Source organism: Albidovulum sediminis, assembly GCF_025380365.1.
Taxonomy (GTDB): domain Bacteria; phylum Pseudomonadota; class Alphaproteobacteria; order Rhodobacterales; family Rhodobacteraceae; genus Albidovulum; species Albidovulum sediminis.
This window is the reverse complement of sequence record NZ_JAOCQF010000001.1, coordinates 1,237,824-1,254,166: the sequence shown is the minus strand read 5'-3', so window position 1 is coordinate 1,254,166 and position 16,343 is coordinate 1,237,824. Positions and strand designations below refer to the sequence as shown.

Here is a 16,343-nt window from a genome sequence, read left to right as displayed (position 1 = left end):
CGCGGCTTACGCCGCGTCTTCGTCCAGATCGACCTCGGCCGTCTGCGCCACGACCTCGCGGCCATCATAATGGCCGCAGGCGCCGCAAACGTGGTGCGGGCGCTTCAGCTCGCCGCAGTTGGGGCATTCATTGGGGTTCGCGGCGACCAGCGCGTCGTGCGCACGGCGCATGTTGCGGCGGGACCGCGTGACTCGGTTCTGAGGGACAGCCATGTCTCAACCTCGGGTTATTGGGGGCAAGCCCCGGATTTCCTTGGGTTTTCATCACTGGTTGCCGGACTGCGACCGGGTGCGAACCCATCTTCAAGCGAGGCCGGGAACATACTGTGTTTGCTGCCGGGCGCAAGTGTTTTCTTGGCCTTGCGGGGCGATGCCCGCACGGCGGTTCCTAGCCGTCCTTGCCGGGCTTCTTCAGCATGTCGGCAAGGCCCGCGAAGGGGCGCGTGGCCTCCTCGTCGAGAGGCTCCGTGCCTGGCTCGGCAAAGCGCGCGGTGCCCAGTTCCGCGCCTTCCGCGCGCGGGTAAAGCGGCAGGGCAAGCGTCAGCGCCTCGATCAGCACCGCGCCAAGGTCAAGGACGGCGGGCAGGGGCTCGACGCTGTCATCCTCGGGCATCTCGATCTCCTCGGCCTCGGGTTCGGGCATGTCGGCAAGGTAACTGCGCGCCACCGTTTCGGCGATCTCGGTCGTGACCGGGGCAAGGGTGACGATGCAGGGCTGTTCCACCCGCGCGGACAGCCGCGCCCGAAGCTGCCAGTCGCGCCGCCCCTGCGGGCTCAGCTCTCCCTCGAAGCGCAGCGCCGCGATCGCGGTCGCGCCGACGGCGGCGGCGATCCGGCCCCGCGCCGCGGCGTCGGGCTCAAGTCGGAATCGCGTCGGCTTGCGCCCGGCGAGGTCGGCGAGGCGGAGGGGATGCGTGAAGGGCAGCGTATCGGACATCTGGACCACCTGTGACACAAAGGGTGCGACGCGGGGGGCGCGCGACGCGGGCGTGGATGGGGCGCGGAAGGGATTGCCGCCTTGAAGGGGCTTCCTTGCGTGCTATAAGCCGATAGAAGGCAAGGGGCGGCGAGGCAAGAGGGCGTGATGGTGAGGTTGGCGAAAGCAGTGCGTCTGGGCGCGATCGGTCTGACGCTCCTGGCGCTGACGGCCTGCACCGCGATCTATCGCAACCATGGCTACACCCCCGCCGACACCGACCTCGAGGCGATCGTGGTGGGCGAATCGACGCGCCAGGATGTCGCCCGCGCGGTCGGCCGACCGTCCTCGATCGGCGTTCTGGCCGATTCCGGCTGGTACTACGTGGGCAGCCGGTTCCGCCATTTCGCCTGGAAGGCACCCGAGGAGATCGACCGCCAGGTCGTCGCGATCAGCTTCGACGGCGACGGCGTGGTCGAGAACGTCGAGCGATTCGGCCTCGAAGGCGGCCAGGTCGTCGTGCTGTCGCGCCGCGTGACCGACAGCAACATCAAGGGGCTGAGCTTCCTGCGCCAGCTTCTGGGCAACGTCGGCAACATCAGCGCGGCGCAGATCCTCGACAACTGATCGTCTGATCGCCTGATCGCCGCCGGGGCGGGGACGTGCCCCGCCTCAACCCGCCGTCTTGGTCAGCGCGACGCCGTTGATGCAGTAGCGCAGGCCGGTGGGCGCCGGCCCGTCGGGAAAGACATGGCCCAGATGCGCGTCGCAGGCGGCGCAGTGCACCTCGGTCCGGCGCATGAACCAGCTGCGGTCCTCGGTCTCGCCCACCGCCTCGGGCGTCATCGGTTGCCAGAAGCTGGGCCAGCCGGTGCCGGAGTCGAACTTGGTCGCCGCGTCGAACAGCGGCGCCCCGCAGCAGACGCAGTGGAAGGTGCCGGGGCCCTTGGGAAAGTCGTCATGGGTGAAGGCGCGTTCGGTCGCGTGCTTGCGCGTGACCCTGTAGGCCAGGTCGGACAGCTGCGCGCGCCATTCGTCGTCGGTCTTCTCGATCTTCGCGGTCATGGGGTCCTGTCGGGTGGAACTCGGTCTTGCGGAATGTCTTCCCTCTGAAGAATGTAGGGCGTAGGGACCGCCCGGCCAAGCGCGGAGACGCACAGGATGACACTCCTTGAACGCGGACGCTACGCCGCGCGCGTGGCCGAGACGCCGGAAGAGACCGCCGCCGTCCTTGCGCTCAGGGCGCGGGCGTTCCGTGCGGGAGAGAATGATGCCGACGCGCAGGACGCGGACTGCCTGCACCTGATGGTTGCCCCGCGCGCGGGCGGCGCGCCGGTCGCGGCCTGCAGGATACTGATCCTCGGCTCCGGCGCGGACTTCGGCCGCAGCTATGCCGCGCGCTTCTACCGGGTTGCGGGGATAGCGGGCGTCACCCGCCCGATGGCCGAGATCGGCCGGTTCTGCGTGGCGCCGGGGGTCGAGGACCCCGACGTGATCCGGCTTCTCTGGGCGGCGCTGACGCTGCGGCTTGGCGGGTCCGGACAGGACGGGGCGGGGGTGGCGTGGCTTTTCGGCTGCGCCTCCTTTGCGGGGGCGGATGTGGCGCGCCACCGGCCGGCGCTGGCCCTTCTGGGCGCGCGCCACACGCTGCCGGAACGCTGGCGCGTCGAGGCTGCCACCGGAATGTCCGTGCCGCTGGGCACCCTGCTGCCCGGGGATGAGGACGCGGCCCGCGCCGGTCTGCCGCCGCTGCTGAGGAGCTATCTGGCGATGGGCGCGCGCGTGGGGGCCGAGGCGGTGATCGACCGCGACCTCGACACGATCCACGTCTTCACGCTGCTCGAAGTGGCGGCGATCCCGCCGGCCCGGCTGGCGGCGCTCCGCGCGCTCGCGGGGTAGGCGGAAACGCACATGCCCCGGACGGTGCCGGGGCATGAGGACGGGGTGGGCCGGAGCGTTGGCCCGATATGCCGGAAGATCAGCCGCGGGCGCGGCGGCCGCCACGGCGACCCGACGCGGCCTGGCTTTGCGCGGCCGAGGCTTCCGAGAAGCTCATGCCACCCGAGACCGCTTCCAGAACCTTGGCGAAACGGATCCATTCGCCGCCGTTCGAGTCGTGGTTCATCAGAAAGTTGGCGGCGCGGATCGCTTCCATCTCGACCTGGCGGACCGGGTTCATGATCGCCGAGGTCATGCCCGCGCCGATTGCCATCGGCAGGAAGGCCGCGTTGATCCCGTGCCGGTTCGGCAGCCCGAAGGAGATGTTGGAGGCGCCGCAGGTGGTGTTGCAGCCCAGTTCCTCGCGCAGGCGCTGGACCAGCGTGAAGACCTGGCGCCCGGCCGTCGCCATCGCACCGACCGGCATGACCAGCGGATCGACCACGATGTCATGGGCCGGGATGCCGAAATCGGCGGCACGCTGGACGATCTTCTTGGCGACTTCGAAACGCACGTCGGGGTCTTCGGAGATGCCGGTGTCGTCGTTCGAGATCGCGACGACCGGGACGTTGTATTTCTTCACCAGCGGCAGGACGAGCTCCAGCCGCTCCTCCTCGCCGGTGACGGAGTTGAGGAGCGGGCGGCCCTCGGCGGCGGCAAGGCCGGCCTCGAGTGCGCCGGGAACCGAGCTGTCGATGCACAGCGGCACATCGACCAGCCCCTGGACGATGTTGATCATCTTCGTCATCAGCGGCGGTTCGGTTTCGTTCGGGTTGGGGTTGGAGTTGTAGACCACGCCCGCGTTGACATCGAGCACCATCGCCCCGCAGGCGACCTGTTCCAGCGCGTCCTTCTCGACGGTGGAGAAATCGCCCGCCTCAAGCTCGGCCGCCAGTTTCTTGCGCCCGGTCGGGTTGATGCGCTCACCGATCACGCAGAAGGGTTCGTCAAAGCCGATGACGACGGTTTTCGTTTTGGATTCAAGGACGGTACGGGTCATGTCTCACCTAATCTCTCAGCTTTGCGCGACCGGGACGGCGGATTTGCCGCCATGCTCGATGGCCCAGGTGGCGTTGGTCTTGATCCCGCCCAGCGGGAAGAAATGAACGGAGTCGATGCCAAAGGCGGGGTTGGCGGCCTTGTGGGCGGCCAGTTCGGCGACGAACTCGTTGGGCTCGTAGGGCAGGAGCAGCTTGGTCACATCCATCGCGCGCTTCTGCAATACCTTGAGCGAGGGGCCGACACCGCAGGCGATGGCGAATTTGATGAGCGTCTGGAGCTTCGCCGGCCCGGCGACGCCGATATGGACCGGAATGTCGATCCCCTCGGCGTTGAGGCGGTTCACCCATTCGATCACGGGCTTGGCCTCGAAGCAGAACTGCGTGGCCATCGCCATCTTCGCGTCGGTGCGCTCGCGGAAGGCCTGCTTCCAGCGCAGCGCGGCCATCACGTTGCGGTCGGACCCGTCCGGGTCGATGTCCTTGTTGCCCTCGGGGTGGCCGGCGACATGAAGCCGCTCGAACCCGTCGAAAAGCCCGGTCTCGATCAGTTGCATCGAGTTGTCGAAATCGCCGTGCGGGGTCGAGATGCCGCCGCCGAGCAGCAGCGCCTGCTTAACGTCCGCCTCGCCCTTGTAGCGGGCGATCCAGTCGGCCAGCGTGGCCTTGTCCTTGATGATGCGGGCGGGGAAGTGCGGCATCACCGGGAAGCCCTCGGCGTGAAGCCGCTTCGCGGTCGCCACCATCTCCTCGATGGGCGTGCCGTCGATATGGGCGATGTAGACGCGGGTGCCGGCGGGCAGGAGGGCGCGGAAATCCTCGACCTTCTCGGCGGTGCGCGGCATCACCTCGATCGAGTAGCCCTTGAGGAAGGCTTCGACCGCTTCGGGCGAACCGGCGGGCGCGGGGGCTTCCTTGCGGCGGAAATTCAAAAGTGCCATGGCGGCTCTCCACAGGTTCTGGCGGGGTTTTTCAGGCCCAGCCGTCATTCGCGATCAGCGCCTTGATGCGCTCGTTGTCGTATTCGGTCACGATCCGGGCCAGTTCCGCGGCGGCCACCGCCTCGTCCTCGCCCTCGACTTCCACCGGCGCGGCCTTGCGCCATTCGGCCAGGTAGGCGTCGGTGTCGCGCGCGCCGATCTTCATCGCGCAACGGTCGATCGCCTGTTCGAACCGTTCCGGCAACGGTTTCTTCACGCCGCGCCGCCCCTTGCCCACGATGATCTGGGCCGGGATGTCGCGCCAGTAGACGATGGTGACCTCTGCCATGCCGAATCCTCGTTTGTCCGGCCCCTGAATACGCCGCATTTCGCGACAGCCGATGACGTTTTTCGACATGGCGCGCGACCGGAGCGACCTCGCTTCCGGTGATACCCGCCACCGGCACGGCTGGCCAGTCGCGGCGGGATGAAAGTTTTTCAGGATGATCCTGCGCCAAAGCGAAGGACCGCCCCGGAAGGGCGGCCCTTGCAAGCGCGGAGGCGGTGTTACCAGTGGTAGTTCGCGCCGATGGTCAGAAGGCCGAAGGTCACGTCGGTGTAGCACTGGGTGCCGCAGGAGACCGGCAGTTCGAGCCGGCCGAGATCGGTGTAGGTATATTCGATCCCGATCGACATGCGGTCGTTCAGGACATGTTCCATGCCGACGCCGGCAACCCAGCCGCTCAGGCGGTCGGACCCGTGCAACGCCACCGTCGTGGAGCCTTCCGCTTCGCCGCTGGCAAAGCCCGCGGTCGCGTAGAAGAGGTTGGCGCCCGACGCTTTGCCGATGCGGCCGCGCAGCGAATAGACATTGCTGACCTCGGTGTCGCAGGTCGCACCGCCGCAGCCAAAGGAAGCGCTGGTCGCGGAGGAGGCGTCGATCGAGCCCGCCGAGAGATTGAGCGAGGCGCCGTAGACCAGCGTGCCGGACTGCCAGTTCATGCCGGCGTTCAGGCCGACCAGCGCGCCACTCCATGAATCGGAGTCGCTTTCGGCGCCGACGCCGCGTTCGGCCCAGTTGTTGTCGCCGGTCGCGACACCCAGGCTCAGTCCCGCATAGGGCCCGCTCCAGTCATGGAGCACCGGCGCTGAAGCGGCGACAGGCGCCGATTCGGTGGTTCCGCCCAAGCCTCCTGCCCAGGCCCCCGATGCGGCGCAAAGCGCGACCAGCCCTACCACTGCACTTTTCATAACCGTTCCCCTTTTTCGTTCTCGGCGGCGCGCCGGTCCGTTGCCGCGCGCTGCCAACCCACCCGATGCCCGACCCCCGTCAGACATTGTAATTGTAGCAATTCGCGCAGGTTTACGCACGGTAAACCATGCCTGATTCGGAATGTCTTTCGGCGCGTTGCCGGGTCGACACAGAGTAACGTCCCCGCGATTTGAAGGCGCGGACGCGTGCTGGCGTGCCCGGCCCGCTTGATTGATCCCGGTGGCGGGTCTAAGTTGGGTTCAACTCAAGTTCGGAGGGCGCGAAAGATGGCGCCCAGGCGTCCTGGCGGCCAGGGCGCGTTCCCGGTCCCGGTCGAGCCGCCCATGGCCGCATCCCCCGAGCCGGCGCAGCTTTACGCGGCGCTGGATCTCGGGACAAACAGTTGTCGGATGCTGGTTGCCCAGCCCAGGGGCAGCCAGTTTCATGTCGTGGACAGCTTCTCCAAGTCGGTGCAGCTGGGCCATGGCCTGGAGGCGTCGGGGCGGCTCAGCCGCGCCTCGATGGCGCGTACCGTGCAGGCGCTCCAGATTTGCCGCAGGAAGCTCGATCAGCTTGACGTCCGCCGCATGCGGCTTGTCGCGACCGAAGCCTGCCGGCGCGCCCGCAATGCGCGCGACTTCCTGCGCCTGATCCGGCGCGAGACCGGCCTTGCGCTCGAGATCATCGAACCGGAGGAGGAGGCGCGGCTGGCGGTCGTGTCCTGCGCGCCGCTGGTGACGGCGCGTACCGAACAGCTTCTGGTCGTCGACATCGGCGGCGGATCGACCGAACTGGTCTGGATCGACCTGTCGGGCGTCCCCTGTTCCGACCGCGCCCGCGCGATCATGCGCCTGCACGCGGGGTTCCATCCGACCGGGGGCGCGGAAGAACCCGCGAAGGTGGTGGACTGGATCTCGGTGCCGCTGGGCGTGGCCACGCTGAACGACCAGTTCCAGGACGTCGAGGACGACGCGGCGCGTTTCGCGCTGATGAGCTGGTTCTTCGAGGAGAAGCTGGCCGATTTCTCGCCCTACAACGCCAGCCAGCCGCGCGAGGGGTTCCAGATCATCGGCACCTCGGGCACCGTGACCACGGTCGCGGCGAGCTATCTCGGGCTCAAGCGCTACGACCGGACCAAGGTCGACGGCCTGCGCATGACCTCGGACCAGATCGACGGGGTGATCCGCGAATACCTGTCGCTTGGCCCCGAGGGGCGGCGCAACGACCCGCGCATCGGCCGCGACCGGCACACGCTGATCATGTCGGGGGCGGCGATCCTGCAGGCGCTGATGCGGATCTGGCCAACCGACCGGCTGTCCGTCGCCGACCGCGGCCTGCGCGAGGGGCTGCTTTACGCGCAGATGTCGGCCGACGGCGTGCTGGAGGAGGAGGCCTGCTAGCCCCTGCGGTTGCGGGCGCGACGGCATCCCTGTATCGGGGCCTGTATCGGGGGCGCAACGAAAGGCGGGCGAGATCACATGGCCAACACTCCTTCCGGCAAATCATCGGGCCGCGGGCAGCGCGAACTGCGCGTGCGGGTCAAGACCGCCAAGGGGCGCAAGCTGTCCTCGACCCTCTGGCTTGAGCGGCAGCTGAACGACCCCTACGTGCAGCGCGCCAGGAAGGAAGGCTATCGCGGCCGCGCCGCCTACAAGATCCTGGAGCTTGACGACAAGTACCGCTTCCTCGTCCCCGGCGCCCGTGTCGTCGACCTTGGCTGCGCGCCGGGCGGCTGGTGCCAGGTCGCGGTCGAGCGCGCCAATGCGCTGGGCGAGAAGTCGGGCAAGAAGGTTGGGCGCGTCCTTGGCGTCGACCTGCAGGAGGTGGAGCCGATCGCCGGGGCGGAGATCCACCAGCTCGACTTCCTGTCGGAAGGTGCGGACGACAAGGTCAAGGCCTGGCTCGGCGGGCGCGCCGATGTGGTGATGAGCGACATGGCCGCCTCGGCCTCGGGGCACAAGGGCACCGACCACCTGCGCATCGTGGCGCTTTGCGAGGCGGCGGCGGAACTGGCCTTCGACGTACTGGAACCGGGCGGGACCTTCGTCGCCAAGGTGCTGGCAGGGGGCGCGGAGGCGGAGCTTCAGGCGATGCTGAAGCGGAGTTTCGCCAAGGTCGCGAACGTGAAACCGCCCGCAAGCCGGGCGGACAGTTCGGAAAAGTTCGTCGTCGCGACCGGGTTCAAGGGGCGCGACGGGCAAGGCGGGGACCGCGACAGGGACGGCGACGGGGACGACTGACGCTCAGGGCGCGGTCGGGATCAACAGCCCCTCGACGCTGATCGCGGCCGGCGCGCCGCAGTGGAATAGGTAGTAGGTCAGCTCATAGGTCGGCCGGCGCAGGACGCCCGGACGCCCCAGCAGATCGCGCGCGCGGCGGAATTCGGGTGCTGCCGGGTTGGGCGAGGTCGAGACCATCTGGTGCGGCGAGACGACGAGATCGTTGCGCGGCCGGCCGGGCCCGAAGCAGCCCGCCGGGATGACGATCGGTGCGGCATCGGGGCAGGAGGTCAGAAAATCCTCGTCCAGGTGCAGCTTGTCGGTGGCGGCGACGCGGACATAGCTGCCCGTCGCGGAGCGCAGCGGATCGTTGGCGCGCAGGCCCTGGACCGGCATCTCTCCGAACGAGGTGGAGACGCGCATGTTCCAGCACAGCCCCGGCAGCGTCCATTGCGTCGTGCGCTCGCGCGCCCATCGGGTGCGGGGAAAGTCGCGGGTCAGGTCGGTGGTCAGGTATTCGGCGTGGCTCTGCATCGCGATCATCCGATCTGTTGCAGTGCCGTTACCCACGAGGCATGCCGGGGCGGAGCAGATTTCGGCCCCGGCACACCTCACCGTGGTATCAACGTGCCGACCCCGGTCGGCGATACTCGTTAACAAAACAGCACTGGTACTTCGTTACTGGTTACGTGGCCTTGCCGTAGGTGGAGCGTTCCGGTTTGGCCATGCTTAGAAAAAACACGAAAAATCAGGCCACGTTAAGGCGTTTTTTACGACGTTCGCCCGATCCGCGCCGCATCCCCTGGCCCCGGCCCGAAGGCGAGGGAGGTTCCCTGAAACAAAGGTCGCAGGGTTGTTGTCCTTTGGTTAGTTTTGCCGTCCGGCTTCGCGCCGATTGTTGCGGGAAGGCTTCCAATCCCCGGGGGGAGAAAAAAGCTAAAGTCTTCCCGATTCAGCACTTTTCGGGAGGACCGGGCGCGAAACAATGGCCCCGAACTCCCTAGAATTCGCGTCAAAGCGTGGCTTTTCAACCCTGGGTAGCGAGTCTGACGATTCGCCGGGCTGATCCGGGCGGAAATGTGGCGACTCAGAGAACTTGATGCCCGGGAAACAAATTTTATCGTCAAGAACGCGTTTCGGAGCGTTTCCGGGGCCTCGAAAGGCCTGGAACCTGGCCGGAAAACCCTTGCCAGGAAGGGTTTCAGCCGGTGGAAAGTGCCCCGCGGCGCGCGTTTGTCGACAAATCGGCCCTTTTCGGCGCTGTGAAAGGGGGGATGCCAGGGCGGCAGTCCCCCACTTCCGTCCCCTGCGCGCGCGGCAAGGACGCGCCGCGGCCAAGGCAGGCAGTGTTTCCAGATGATCCCCGATCCGCCCCAACCACGGCCCCGGTGCCCGGGCGACGCCCCCGGCGGAGCGCTGCACCAAGGCGAGGGAGGGGGCGGGCATCGGCCGGGATTGCCCGGCGCCGCGGCTCCGGATAGACGCCACCCGCCATCGCGCGACCGAGGCAAGGCGCGGCGCAACGCGAACGCCGCCGACACAGGGTCGCTCGTCGCGCGGTTTTCAGGGATTTATGGCTCCGGCGGTAGGGATCGAACCTACGACCAATTGATTAACAGTCAACTGCTCTACCGCTGAGCTACGCCGGAACACGGGGGGGCATATAGCAAGCCATCGGGGGGGCGTCCAGAGGGTTTCGCGAGAAAGGGCGCAAACTTTCAGCGCGCGTGAAAGCGGCTGGCCGTGCCCGGTGTGCCGTCGCATTCCACCAGATTTCTGTCCATCAGATCAACGAGATGGGCGAGCACGTTGCGCGTTGCCGCAGGCAGGAGGGCGGCGGGCGTGTCGGTGTAGATGCGGGCGGCGAGGGCAGGGACATCGGCCGCCCCTCCGGCCAGCGCGGCGAGGATCTGCGCCTCGCGCTCTCGGCGGTGGGCGGCAAGGGCGGCGATGCGGGCGGCGGGGTCGTCGACGGGATCGCCGTGGCCGGGGAAAAGCCGCGCCGCACCCTCGGCGGCGAGGCGGTCGAGGCTTTGCATGTAGGCGCCCATGTCGCCGTCCGGCGGCGAGACGAGCGAGGTCGCCCAGCCCATGACGTGGTCGCCGGAAAAGACCCGGTCGCCCCAGGCCAGGCACAGGTGGTTGCCGATGTGGCCGGGCGTGTGGATCGCGCGGAGCGTCCAGCCGTCGCCGTCTATGACCGCACCGTCGCCGATCGCCACGTCGGGGCGGAAGGCCGCGTCGACCCCCTCGCCGCCGCCGAGCGCCCCCTCGAGTGCCAGGTCCGCCATGCGGGGGCTGCGTCCGGCCGCCGCGTCGCCGAAGGCAAGGACCGGCGCGCCTGTCGCCTCGGCCAGCGGCCGGGCCAGCGGCGAGTGGTCGGCGTGGCTGTGGGTGACGAGGATGTGGCTGACCTTCTCGCCGGGGGCAAGGGCGGCGAGGATCGCGGCGAGATGGGGGGCGAGCGCAGGGCCGGGGTCGATCACCGCCACGCGGCCCTCGCCGAGGATGTAGGTATTGGTGCCGCTGTGGGTCATCGGCCCCGGGTTCGGCGCCCTGAGCACGCGCAGGCCGGGTTCCTGCCACTCCGCCCCGGAGTTCTGCGTGCTCATCTTCCGCTTCCTTCCGCCTTGCCCTGCCGCTAGGGTCCGACCATGCCGAATGCGCCGATCTCCGCAAGTGTGAAACGCGTCCTGCCGCGCGGGCTTTACGGGCGCGCGCTGCTGATCCTGGTCCTGCCGGTGCTGGTCGTGCAGCTGGTGGTGTCGGTCGCCTTCCTGCAGCGCCATTTCGAGGGCGTGACCTTGCAGATGACGCGCAACATCGTGCTGGAGATCCGCCTGCTGATGGACGCGATGGCCGATCCGGGTTCGCCGGAGACGCGCCGGGCGGCGGCCGAGGCCGTCGCGGGGCCGCTCGCGCTCGATCTGGAGTGGGACCGGGTGCCCGACGCCGATCTCCGGGTCTTCTACGACCTCTCCGGCCGCGTCGTCATCGCCACGCTGCGCGAGAACATCGCCGAGGTCGGGCCGGTGGACCTGTCAGACCTTGGCCGGGTACGGGTGGGCCTGGAAAGCCCGGCCGGCCCGGTGACGGTCGGCTTCGACCGGCGGCGGGTCTCGGCGTCGAACCCGCACCAGCTTCTGGTGCTGATGGTGGCGACGGGGCTGCTGATGACGGTGATCGCCTTCGTCTTCCTGCGCAACCAGTTGCGGCCGATCCGCCGGCTTGCGATCGCGGCCGAGGCCTTCGGGCAGGGCAGGGTGCTGACTTACCGTCCCTCGGGCGCGACCGAGGTGCGCGCGGCAGGCCATGCCTTCCTGCACATGCGCGACCGGATCGAGCGCCAGCGCGAGCAGCGCACGCTGATGCTGAGCGGGGTGAGCCACGACCTGCGCACGCCCCTGACGCGGCTGAAGCTGGGCCTGTCGTTGTTGCCCGAGGACGCCGACACCGCCGCCATGCTGCGCGACGTGAACGATATGCAGATCCTGACTGACGCCTTCCTCGCCTATGCCCGCGGCGGCCACGCCGACGAGGCGGCCGAGACCGCGGATCCGGTCGAGATCGCCGCGGCCGCGGTCGAGGATTTCCGCCGCACCGGGGCTCAGGTCGCGCTTGTCGGGGCGCCCGCGGGCCTCAGCGCGCCGCTCAGGCGGCACGCGATGCGCCGCGCGCTCGACAACCTGATCGGCAACGCCGTGCGCTATGGCCGCCGGGCCGAGGTTTCGGTCGCGCTCGACGGGACTTCGGTCGTCTTCCGGGTCGAGGATGACGGCCCCGGCATCCCGCCCGAGCGGCGGGCGGAGGCGCTGCGGCCCTTTACCCGGCTTGATGCCGCGCGCAACCAGGATCGCGGGTCGGGCGCGGGTCTGGGCCTGGCGATTGCCGCCGATATCGCCCAAAGCCACGGCGGCACCCTGCGTCTGGGCCAGAGCGAGGCGCTGGGCGGCTTGATGGCCGAAATCACGGTCCCGGCACGCCGGGGCGGCACCACCGAGGGCTGAGGCGTCAGCCCGCGAGCGGCAGGCGCAGCGTCACCCGCGCCCGCCCCTCCGCGATGCCCTGTTCGAGCGGGGCGCCCATGGCGCGGGCGAGGTCGGCAACGATGGCGAGGCCAAGGCCCTGGCCTGCCGAATCCCGGCTCTTGTCGAAACGGCCGGCGGGCAGGGCGGTCGCCTGTGTCGGGTTCTCGACGCTGAGCACACCGGCGGGCGTCAGCCGCACCAGCACCGGGCCGCTTCCGTGCTCCACCGCGTTTTCCAGGATGTTGCGCAGGAGGATGGCGAGTGCATCGGGATCGGTCGCGACCATCAGGGTTTCGAGGTCGCTGTCGTCGAAGCGGATGGGGTGGCGCGCGGTCGGGCGGAGGTCGTCGATCAGGAGCCTGAGCACGCGAAGGGCGTCGGCCGGGCCGCTTCCCAGCCCTACCCCGGCCTCGAGCCGGGCAAGCTGCAACAACCGCTCGACCCGCCGCGTCAGCGCGTCGATCATCGGCACCGCCGCGGCGGTGTCCGGGTCGGCGGACAGCTGCAGCCGCCCGCGGATCGCGGCCAGGGGGGTGCGCAGCTCGTGCGCGGCGTTGGCGACGAAGTCGCGTTCGGCCCGCCTCAGCGCCTCGATCCGCGTCAGGTAACCGCCGAAGGCCTGTGCAAGCGGCAGGAGTTCCCTCGGAAGGCCATCGGCGGAGACTGGCGAGAGGTCATCGGGCCGGCGCGCGGCGACGGCCGAGGCGAGCGCGCTGACCGGGGCGGCCGCCTCGGCGGTGATGCGGCGCAGGCCCCAGAGCAGGAGCGCGACAAGCGGCAGCACCAGCATGAGGAAGGCCGACGCCGCCTCGATCATTTCCTCGCGCCGCCAGACCACGGCATGCGCGGCCTCGATCACCGCGCCCTCGGCCGTGGACCGCAGGATGCGCCAGCCTTCGGCATCGTGGAACCCGTCGCCGTCAAGCGCGCTCCAGGGCGCGGGCGGTATCTGCGCACCGCCCGGCAAGGACTCGGGCACGATCCGCAGCACCCGTTCGCCGTCGCCCGTGGCCACGCCGATGTTGCGCGGGATCGCGGCCGTGCCGGAGGCGTCGAGGTAGAGGACGGTGGTTTCGACAAGGGCGCGCAGTTCCTCGTCGAACATCTCGTTCATCTCGTGCTCGAGGACACGGGCCGAGACCACGATGGTGGCAAGCCAGCCGCCGACCACGAGGAGGAGCACGCGCGAGGTCAGGCGCCGGCGTAGCGACCAGGGCTTCGTCGGCGCGCTCATGGCAGCACGTATCCCAGCCCGCGCCGCGTCTCGATCACCCCGGCGCCGAGTTTCTGACGCAGGCGCGAGACGTAGACCTCGACCGCGTTGCCCTCGACCGCGTCGTCGAAGGCGTAAAGCGCGTCTTCAAGCGCCGTCTTCGGCAGGACGCGCCCGCGCGCGCCCAGAAGCGCGTCGAAGAGCGCCCATTCCCGCGCGGTCAGGCGCACCTCTGCCCCTTGGCGCCAGACCCGGGCGGCGGCGCGGTCCACTTCCAGCGCGCCGACCGCGAGGCGCGTTTCCGGCACGCCCTGCGCGCGGCGGGCATGGGCGCGGATGCGGGCCGACAGTTCGTGCAGGTCGAAGGGCTTGACCACATAGTCGTCGGCCCCGGCGTCGAGACCGGCGATCCGGTCGCTGATCTGGTCGCGCGCGGTGGCGATCAGGACCGGCGTGCGATCGCCCGCCCGGCGCCGCGCCCTGAGCACGTCGAGCCCCGACCCGTCCGGCAGGCCGAGGTCGAGGATGACGCAGGCATAGTCCGCGACCGCCATCGCCGTGGCCGCGGTGGCGGCGTCCGGCGCGTGGTCCACGGCATGCCCCTCGGCCCTGAGGAACTGCAGGACCGAATGGGCAAGCTCGGGGGTGTCTTCGACCAGAAGAAGGCGCATGGCCCCTTCTAGCCCGCCCGCGACCAGAGGGCGAGGGGGGAAACGGCGACTGTAAGGTTGGCGAAAGGTGGGGCGGGCATAGGCCGCGTCAACGACATCACAAAGGACAGGCGCGCCCCTGCGCCACAGGCACCCCATGACCGATACCCCCAGGACGCAACGGGCCAGGCTGGCCCGGCCTCTCCTCTCCCACCTGACGCTCAACCTGATCGTCGCGGCTTACATCGTCGCGGCGCTGAACCTCGGCTTCTGGGGCCGGATGGTCGCGGCCTTCCATGGCAAGCCCGTCCAGATCGGGATCTTCGGCCTGGCCATCTTCGGCCTGACGCTCTTCACGCTCGAACTTCTCGGCCCCGGGCGGCTGCAGCGGCCGGTCGCGGCGCTCCTGATCCTGATGGCGTCGGGGGCGAGCTACTATGAGCGCACCTTCGGCGTGCTGATCGACCGCGAGATGATCCGCAACGTGTTCGAGACGACGGTGACGGAATCGCGCCACCTGGTCACGCTGTCGGCGGTCTTTCGGATCGGGCTGACCGGTGTGCTGCCCGCTGCGCTTGTCTTCTGGCCGCGGGTGCGCCGGGTGCGGCGCTGGCACCATGTCTGGCGCTGGCCGGTCGGCGTCGGCCTGTCGCTGGCGGTGATCGTCGGCGGGCTTTTCACCGATTACAAGGCATTCTCGGCGGTCCTGCGCGAACGCAAGGAGGTGATGGCCTCCTACCAGCCCGGCGCGACGATCGCCGCGCTGGTGAAGTTCGGCAAGGAACAGTTCGCCGGCGGCGATCCGGTGGCACGGCCGATCGCGCCGGACGCCGCGCCGGGGCCGCATCTGGCGGCGGCCGCAAAGCCGGTGCTTCTGGTCCTCTTCGCGGGGGAAACCGCGCGGGCGCAGAACTTCGGCCTGAACGGCTACGGACGCGACACCACGCCGGGCCTTGCCCAGCGCGAGGTCATCAACTTCCCCGACGTGTCGTCCTGCGGAACCTCCACCGCCGTGTCGCTGCCCTGCATGTTCTCGCCGCTGGCGCAGGCGGATTACTCGCGCACCGAGTTCCTGTCGCGGGAAAACCTGCTCGACGTGCTGGCGCGCGCGGGTTTCGACGTGAAATGGGTCGACAACAACACCGGCGACCAGCGCATCGCCGACCGTATCGGCTGGGAACGCGTCGATCCGGAGCAGACGCCCGCGGTTTGCGTGGGCGAGTGCACCGACGAGGCCTTCCTGCCGCTGATCGAGCGGACGGCGGCGACGATGACGCGCAACACCGTGCTTGTCCTGCACATGATCGGCAACCACGGGCCTGCCTATTACCTGCGCTATCCCGAGGAGCGCGCGGTCTTCACCCCCGACTGCCGCACGGCGGAGTTCGCCGAATGCGAGGTGGAAAGCATCGTGAACGCCTATGACAACGCAATGCTGGAAACCGACCGCGTCCTGTCCGCGACCATCGACATGCTGGCCGCCGCGGACCGCGTGCTGCCGGCCATGCTGTTCCTGTCCGACCACGGGGAATCGCTGGGGGAAAACGGGCTTTTCCTGCATGCCGCGCCGATGTTCATGGCGCCCGAGGTGCAGACGAAGGTGCCGATGGTGATGTGGATGGGCGAAGGGTTCCGGGACGCGATGAAGTTCGACGAGGGCTGTCTGCGCGATGCTGCCCGCGCCCCGGCCAGCCACGACAACCTCTTTCACACCGTGCTCGGCCTTGTCGACGTGGCGACCGAGGCGCGCGACGGCGCGCTGGACCTGACCGCCGCCTGCCGGATCAGGATCGCAAGCTGATGAAGGATCAATCCGGGCAGAACGACCGGGTCGTGGTTCCCCCGCGCGGCGGCCTTATGCATGTGGTCGATGCCGCCGGCTATTCGCTGGCCGGGTTCCGGCGCCTGATGCGGGAAACCGCGGCGCGGCTGGAACTTCTGGGTGCTGTGGCCCTGATCGCGGCCTTCCTGTGGCGCGGCGCGGCACCCTGGCACTGGGCGGGGCTGGTGTTGCTGATGGTCCTCGTCCTTGTGGTCGAGACGCTGAACACCGCCATCGAGGTGCTGACCGACCGCATCTCGCCGGAATGGTCCGAGATGGCGCGGGACGCGAAGGACCTCGGCTCGCTCGCCGTGGGGCTGATGCTGACGGCGACGGGGGCCTATGCCGCGCTGGTGCTGGCGCACCTGATCTGAAGGGCGCGCCCGG

18 protein-coding genes and 1 tRNA gene are annotated in these 16,343 nt (G+C 69.1%); 7 read left to right on the top strand and 12 right to left on the bottom strand.

Features of this window, described 5'->3' with window-relative positions; translation table 11 throughout:
* Positions 1-6: 6 nt before the first annotated feature.
* A complete protein-coding gene (gene rpmF, locus N5I32_RS06255; RefSeq protein WP_261494532.1) occupies positions 7-213 on the bottom strand; it encodes a 50S ribosomal protein L32 in 207 nt (68 codons plus the stop codon).
* A 175-nt stretch (positions 214-388) separates the two neighbouring features.
* The gene (locus tag N5I32_RS06250; RefSeq protein WP_261494531.1) at positions 389-937 is read right to left on the bottom strand and encodes a YceD family protein; all 549 of its coding nucleotides are present in this window, start codon (positions 935-937) and stop codon (positions 389-391) included.
* A gap of 147 nt (positions 938-1,084) precedes the next feature.
* Here N5I32_RS06250 and N5I32_RS06245 point away from each other — a divergent pair, with 147 nt between their 5' ends.
* Positions 1,085-1,543: an outer membrane protein assembly factor BamE gene (locus N5I32_RS06245; RefSeq protein ID WP_261494530.1), complete on the top strand. Its 459-nt coding sequence runs from the start codon at positions 1,085-1,087 to the stop codon at positions 1,541-1,543.
* Between the two features lie 45 nt (positions 1,544-1,588).
* Here N5I32_RS06245 and msrB read toward each other — a convergent pair whose 3' ends face one another.
* Positions 1,589-1,981 (bottom strand): peptide-methionine (R)-S-oxide reductase MsrB, encoded by a 393-nt coding sequence (gene msrB, locus N5I32_RS06240; RefSeq protein ID WP_261494529.1) that lies wholly within the window; start codon positions 1,979-1,981, stop codon positions 1,589-1,591.
* A gap of 96 nt (positions 1,982-2,077) precedes the next feature.
* On the opposite strand from msrB, the gene N5I32_RS06235 reads away from it, so the two are divergent.
* Positions 2,078-2,815 carry a GNAT family N-acetyltransferase gene (locus tag N5I32_RS06235; RefSeq protein ID WP_261494528.1) on the top strand — a complete coding sequence of 246 codons (738 nt, stop codon included), beginning with the start codon at positions 2,078-2,080 and terminating at the stop codon, positions 2,813-2,815.
* 79 nt (positions 2,816-2,894) lie between these two features.
* On the opposite strand, the gene N5I32_RS06230 is transcribed toward N5I32_RS06235, so the two are convergent.
* The 4 genes from N5I32_RS06230 to N5I32_RS06215 form a co-directional block, all read right to left on the bottom strand.
* On the bottom strand, positions 2,895-3,854 hold the full coding sequence (locus N5I32_RS06230; protein ID WP_261494527.1) for a methyltetrahydrofolate cobalamin methyltransferase: 960 nt from the start codon (positions 3,852-3,854) through the stop codon (positions 2,895-2,897).
* A gap of 15 nt (positions 3,855-3,869) precedes the next feature.
* Positions 3,870-4,793 carry a methylenetetrahydrofolate reductase gene (locus N5I32_RS06225; protein ID WP_261494526.1) on the bottom strand — a complete coding sequence of 308 codons (924 nt, stop codon included), beginning with the start codon at positions 4,791-4,793 and terminating at the stop codon, positions 3,870-3,872.
* A 31-nt stretch (positions 4,794-4,824) separates the two neighbouring features.
* Positions 4,825-5,121: a virulence factor gene (locus tag N5I32_RS06220; RefSeq protein ID WP_261494525.1), complete on the bottom strand. Its 297-nt coding sequence runs from the start codon at positions 5,119-5,121 to the stop codon at positions 4,825-4,827.
* Positions 5,122-5,339: 218 nt separating this feature from the next.
* Positions 5,340-6,023: an outer membrane protein gene (locus N5I32_RS06215; protein ID WP_261494524.1), complete on the bottom strand. Its 684-nt coding sequence runs from the start codon at positions 6,021-6,023 to the stop codon at positions 5,340-5,342.
* 288 nt (positions 6,024-6,311) lie between these two features.
* On the opposite strand from N5I32_RS06215, the gene N5I32_RS06210 reads away from it, so the two are divergent.
* A complete protein-coding gene (locus N5I32_RS06210; protein WP_261494523.1) occupies positions 6,312-7,424 on the top strand; it encodes a Ppx/GppA phosphatase family protein in 1,113 nt (370 codons plus the stop codon).
* Positions 7,425-7,502: 78 nt separating this feature from the next.
* Entirely contained in the window at positions 7,503-8,264 is a 762-nt protein-coding gene (locus tag N5I32_RS06205; protein ID WP_261494522.1) for an RlmE family RNA methyltransferase, read from the top strand.
* Positions 8,265-8,267: 3 nt separating this feature from the next.
* On the opposite strand, the gene N5I32_RS06200 is transcribed toward N5I32_RS06205, so the two are convergent.
* The 3 genes from N5I32_RS06200 to N5I32_RS06190 all read right to left on the bottom strand — a co-directional run bounded on the left by N5I32_RS06200 (position 8,268) and on the right by N5I32_RS06190 (position 10,855).
* Complete coding sequence (locus tag N5I32_RS06200; RefSeq protein ID WP_261494521.1) at positions 8,268-8,777, bottom strand: Hint domain-containing protein; 510 nt, start codon at positions 8,775-8,777, stop codon at positions 8,268-8,270.
* 1,040 nt (positions 8,778-9,817) lie between these two features.
* Positions 9,818-9,892: transfer RNA gene (locus N5I32_RS06195), tRNA-Asn, on the bottom strand.
* A 69-nt stretch (positions 9,893-9,961) separates the two neighbouring features.
* On the bottom strand, positions 9,962-10,855 hold the full coding sequence (locus N5I32_RS06190; RefSeq protein WP_261494520.1) for an MBL fold metallo-hydrolase: 894 nt from the start codon (positions 10,853-10,855) through the stop codon (positions 9,962-9,964).
* A gap of 42 nt (positions 10,856-10,897) precedes the next feature.
* Between N5I32_RS06190 and N5I32_RS06185 the strand changes: the two genes are divergently transcribed.
* Positions 10,898-12,250, top strand: coding sequence for an ATP-binding protein (locus tag N5I32_RS06185; RefSeq protein WP_261494519.1), 1,353 nt, complete (start codon positions 10,898-10,900; stop codon positions 12,248-12,250).
* Between the two features lie 4 nt (positions 12,251-12,254).
* Here the strand turns inward: N5I32_RS06185 and N5I32_RS06180 are convergent, their stop codons facing one another.
* Both N5I32_RS06180 and N5I32_RS06175 read right to left on the bottom strand, forming a co-directional pair.
* Complete coding sequence (locus N5I32_RS06180) at positions 12,255-13,505, bottom strand: sensor histidine kinase (RefSeq protein ID WP_261494518.1); 1,251 nt, start codon at positions 13,503-13,505, stop codon at positions 12,255-12,257.
* Positions 13,502-14,155 carry a response regulator gene (locus N5I32_RS06175; protein ID WP_261494517.1) on the bottom strand — a complete coding sequence of 218 codons (654 nt, stop codon included), beginning with the start codon at positions 14,153-14,155 and terminating at the stop codon, positions 13,502-13,504. The genes N5I32_RS06180 and N5I32_RS06175 overlap by 4 nt, the downstream gene beginning before the upstream one ends.
* 136 nt (positions 14,156-14,291) lie before the next feature.
* On the opposite strand from N5I32_RS06175, the gene N5I32_RS06170 reads away from it, so the two are divergent.
* Entirely contained in the window at positions 14,292-15,935 is a 1,644-nt protein-coding gene (locus N5I32_RS06170) for a phosphoethanolamine transferase (RefSeq protein WP_261494516.1), read from the top strand.
* Positions 15,935-16,330, top strand: a complete 396-nt coding sequence (locus tag N5I32_RS06165; RefSeq protein WP_261494515.1) for a diacylglycerol kinase — start codon at positions 15,935-15,937, stop codon at positions 16,328-16,330. Before N5I32_RS06170 ends, N5I32_RS06165 begins: the two co-directional genes overlap by 1 nt.
* Positions 16,331-16,343 lie beyond the last annotated feature (13 nt).

Excerpts from the sequence above, each read along its gene's own strand:
- N5I32_RS06205 (WP_261494522.1), top strand. The coding sequence starts at position 7,503 with ATGGCCAACACTCCTTCCGGCAAATCATCGGGCCGCGGGCAGCGCGAA.
- N5I32_RS06210 (WP_261494523.1), top strand. The coding sequence starts at position 6,312 with ATGGCGCCCAGGCGTCCTGGCGGCCAGGGCGCGTTCCCGGTCCCGGTC.
- N5I32_RS06215 (WP_261494524.1), bottom strand. The coding sequence starts at position 6,023 with ATGAAAAGTGCAGTGGTAGGGCTGGTCGCGCTTTGCGCCGCATCGGGG.
- N5I32_RS06225 (WP_261494526.1), bottom strand. The coding sequence starts at position 4,793 with ATGGCACTTTTGAATTTCCGCCGCAAGGAAGCCCCCGCGCCCGCCGGT.
- rpmF (WP_261494532.1), bottom strand. The coding sequence starts at position 213 with ATGGCTGTCCCTCAGAACCGAGTCACGCGGTCCCGCCGCAACATGCGC.
- N5I32_RS06235 (WP_261494528.1), top strand. The coding sequence starts at position 2,078 with ATGACACTCCTTGAACGCGGACGCTACGCCGCGCGCGTGGCCGAGACG.
- N5I32_RS06185 (WP_261494519.1), top strand. The coding sequence starts at position 10,898 with ATGCCGAATGCGCCGATCTCCGCAAGTGTGAAACGCGTCCTGCCGCGC.
- N5I32_RS06175 (WP_261494517.1), bottom strand. The coding sequence starts at position 14,155 with ATGCGCCTTCTTCTGGTCGAAGACACCCCCGAGCTTGCCCATTCGGTC.
- N5I32_RS06220 (WP_261494525.1), bottom strand. The coding sequence starts at position 5,121 with ATGGCAGAGGTCACCATCGTCTACTGGCGCGACATCCCGGCCCAGATC.
- N5I32_RS06230 (WP_261494527.1), bottom strand. The coding sequence starts at position 3,854 with ATGACCCGTACCGTCCTTGAATCCAAAACGAAAACCGTCGTCATCGGC.
- N5I32_RS06250 (WP_261494531.1), bottom strand. The coding sequence starts at position 937 with ATGTCCGATACGCTGCCCTTCACGCATCCCCTCCGCCTCGCCGACCTC.
- N5I32_RS06165 (WP_261494515.1), top strand. The coding sequence starts at position 15,935 with ATGAAGGATCAATCCGGGCAGAACGACCGGGTCGTGGTTCCCCCGCGC.
- msrB (WP_261494529.1), bottom strand. The coding sequence starts at position 1,981 with ATGACCGCGAAGATCGAGAAGACCGACGACGAATGGCGCGCGCAGCTG.
- N5I32_RS06245 (WP_261494530.1), top strand. The coding sequence starts at position 1,085 with ATGGTGAGGTTGGCGAAAGCAGTGCGTCTGGGCGCGATCGGTCTGACG.
- N5I32_RS06170 (WP_261494516.1), top strand. The coding sequence starts at position 14,292 with ATGACCGATACCCCCAGGACGCAACGGGCCAGGCTGGCCCGGCCTCTC.
- N5I32_RS06180 (WP_261494518.1), bottom strand. The coding sequence starts at position 13,505 with ATGAGCGCGCCGACGAAGCCCTGGTCGCTACGCCGGCGCCTGACCTCG.
- N5I32_RS06190 (WP_261494520.1), bottom strand. The coding sequence starts at position 10,855 with ATGAGCACGCAGAACTCCGGGGCGGAGTGGCAGGAACCCGGCCTGCGC.
- N5I32_RS06200 (WP_261494521.1), bottom strand. The coding sequence starts at position 8,777 with ATGCAGAGCCACGCCGAATACCTGACCACCGACCTGACCCGCGACTTT.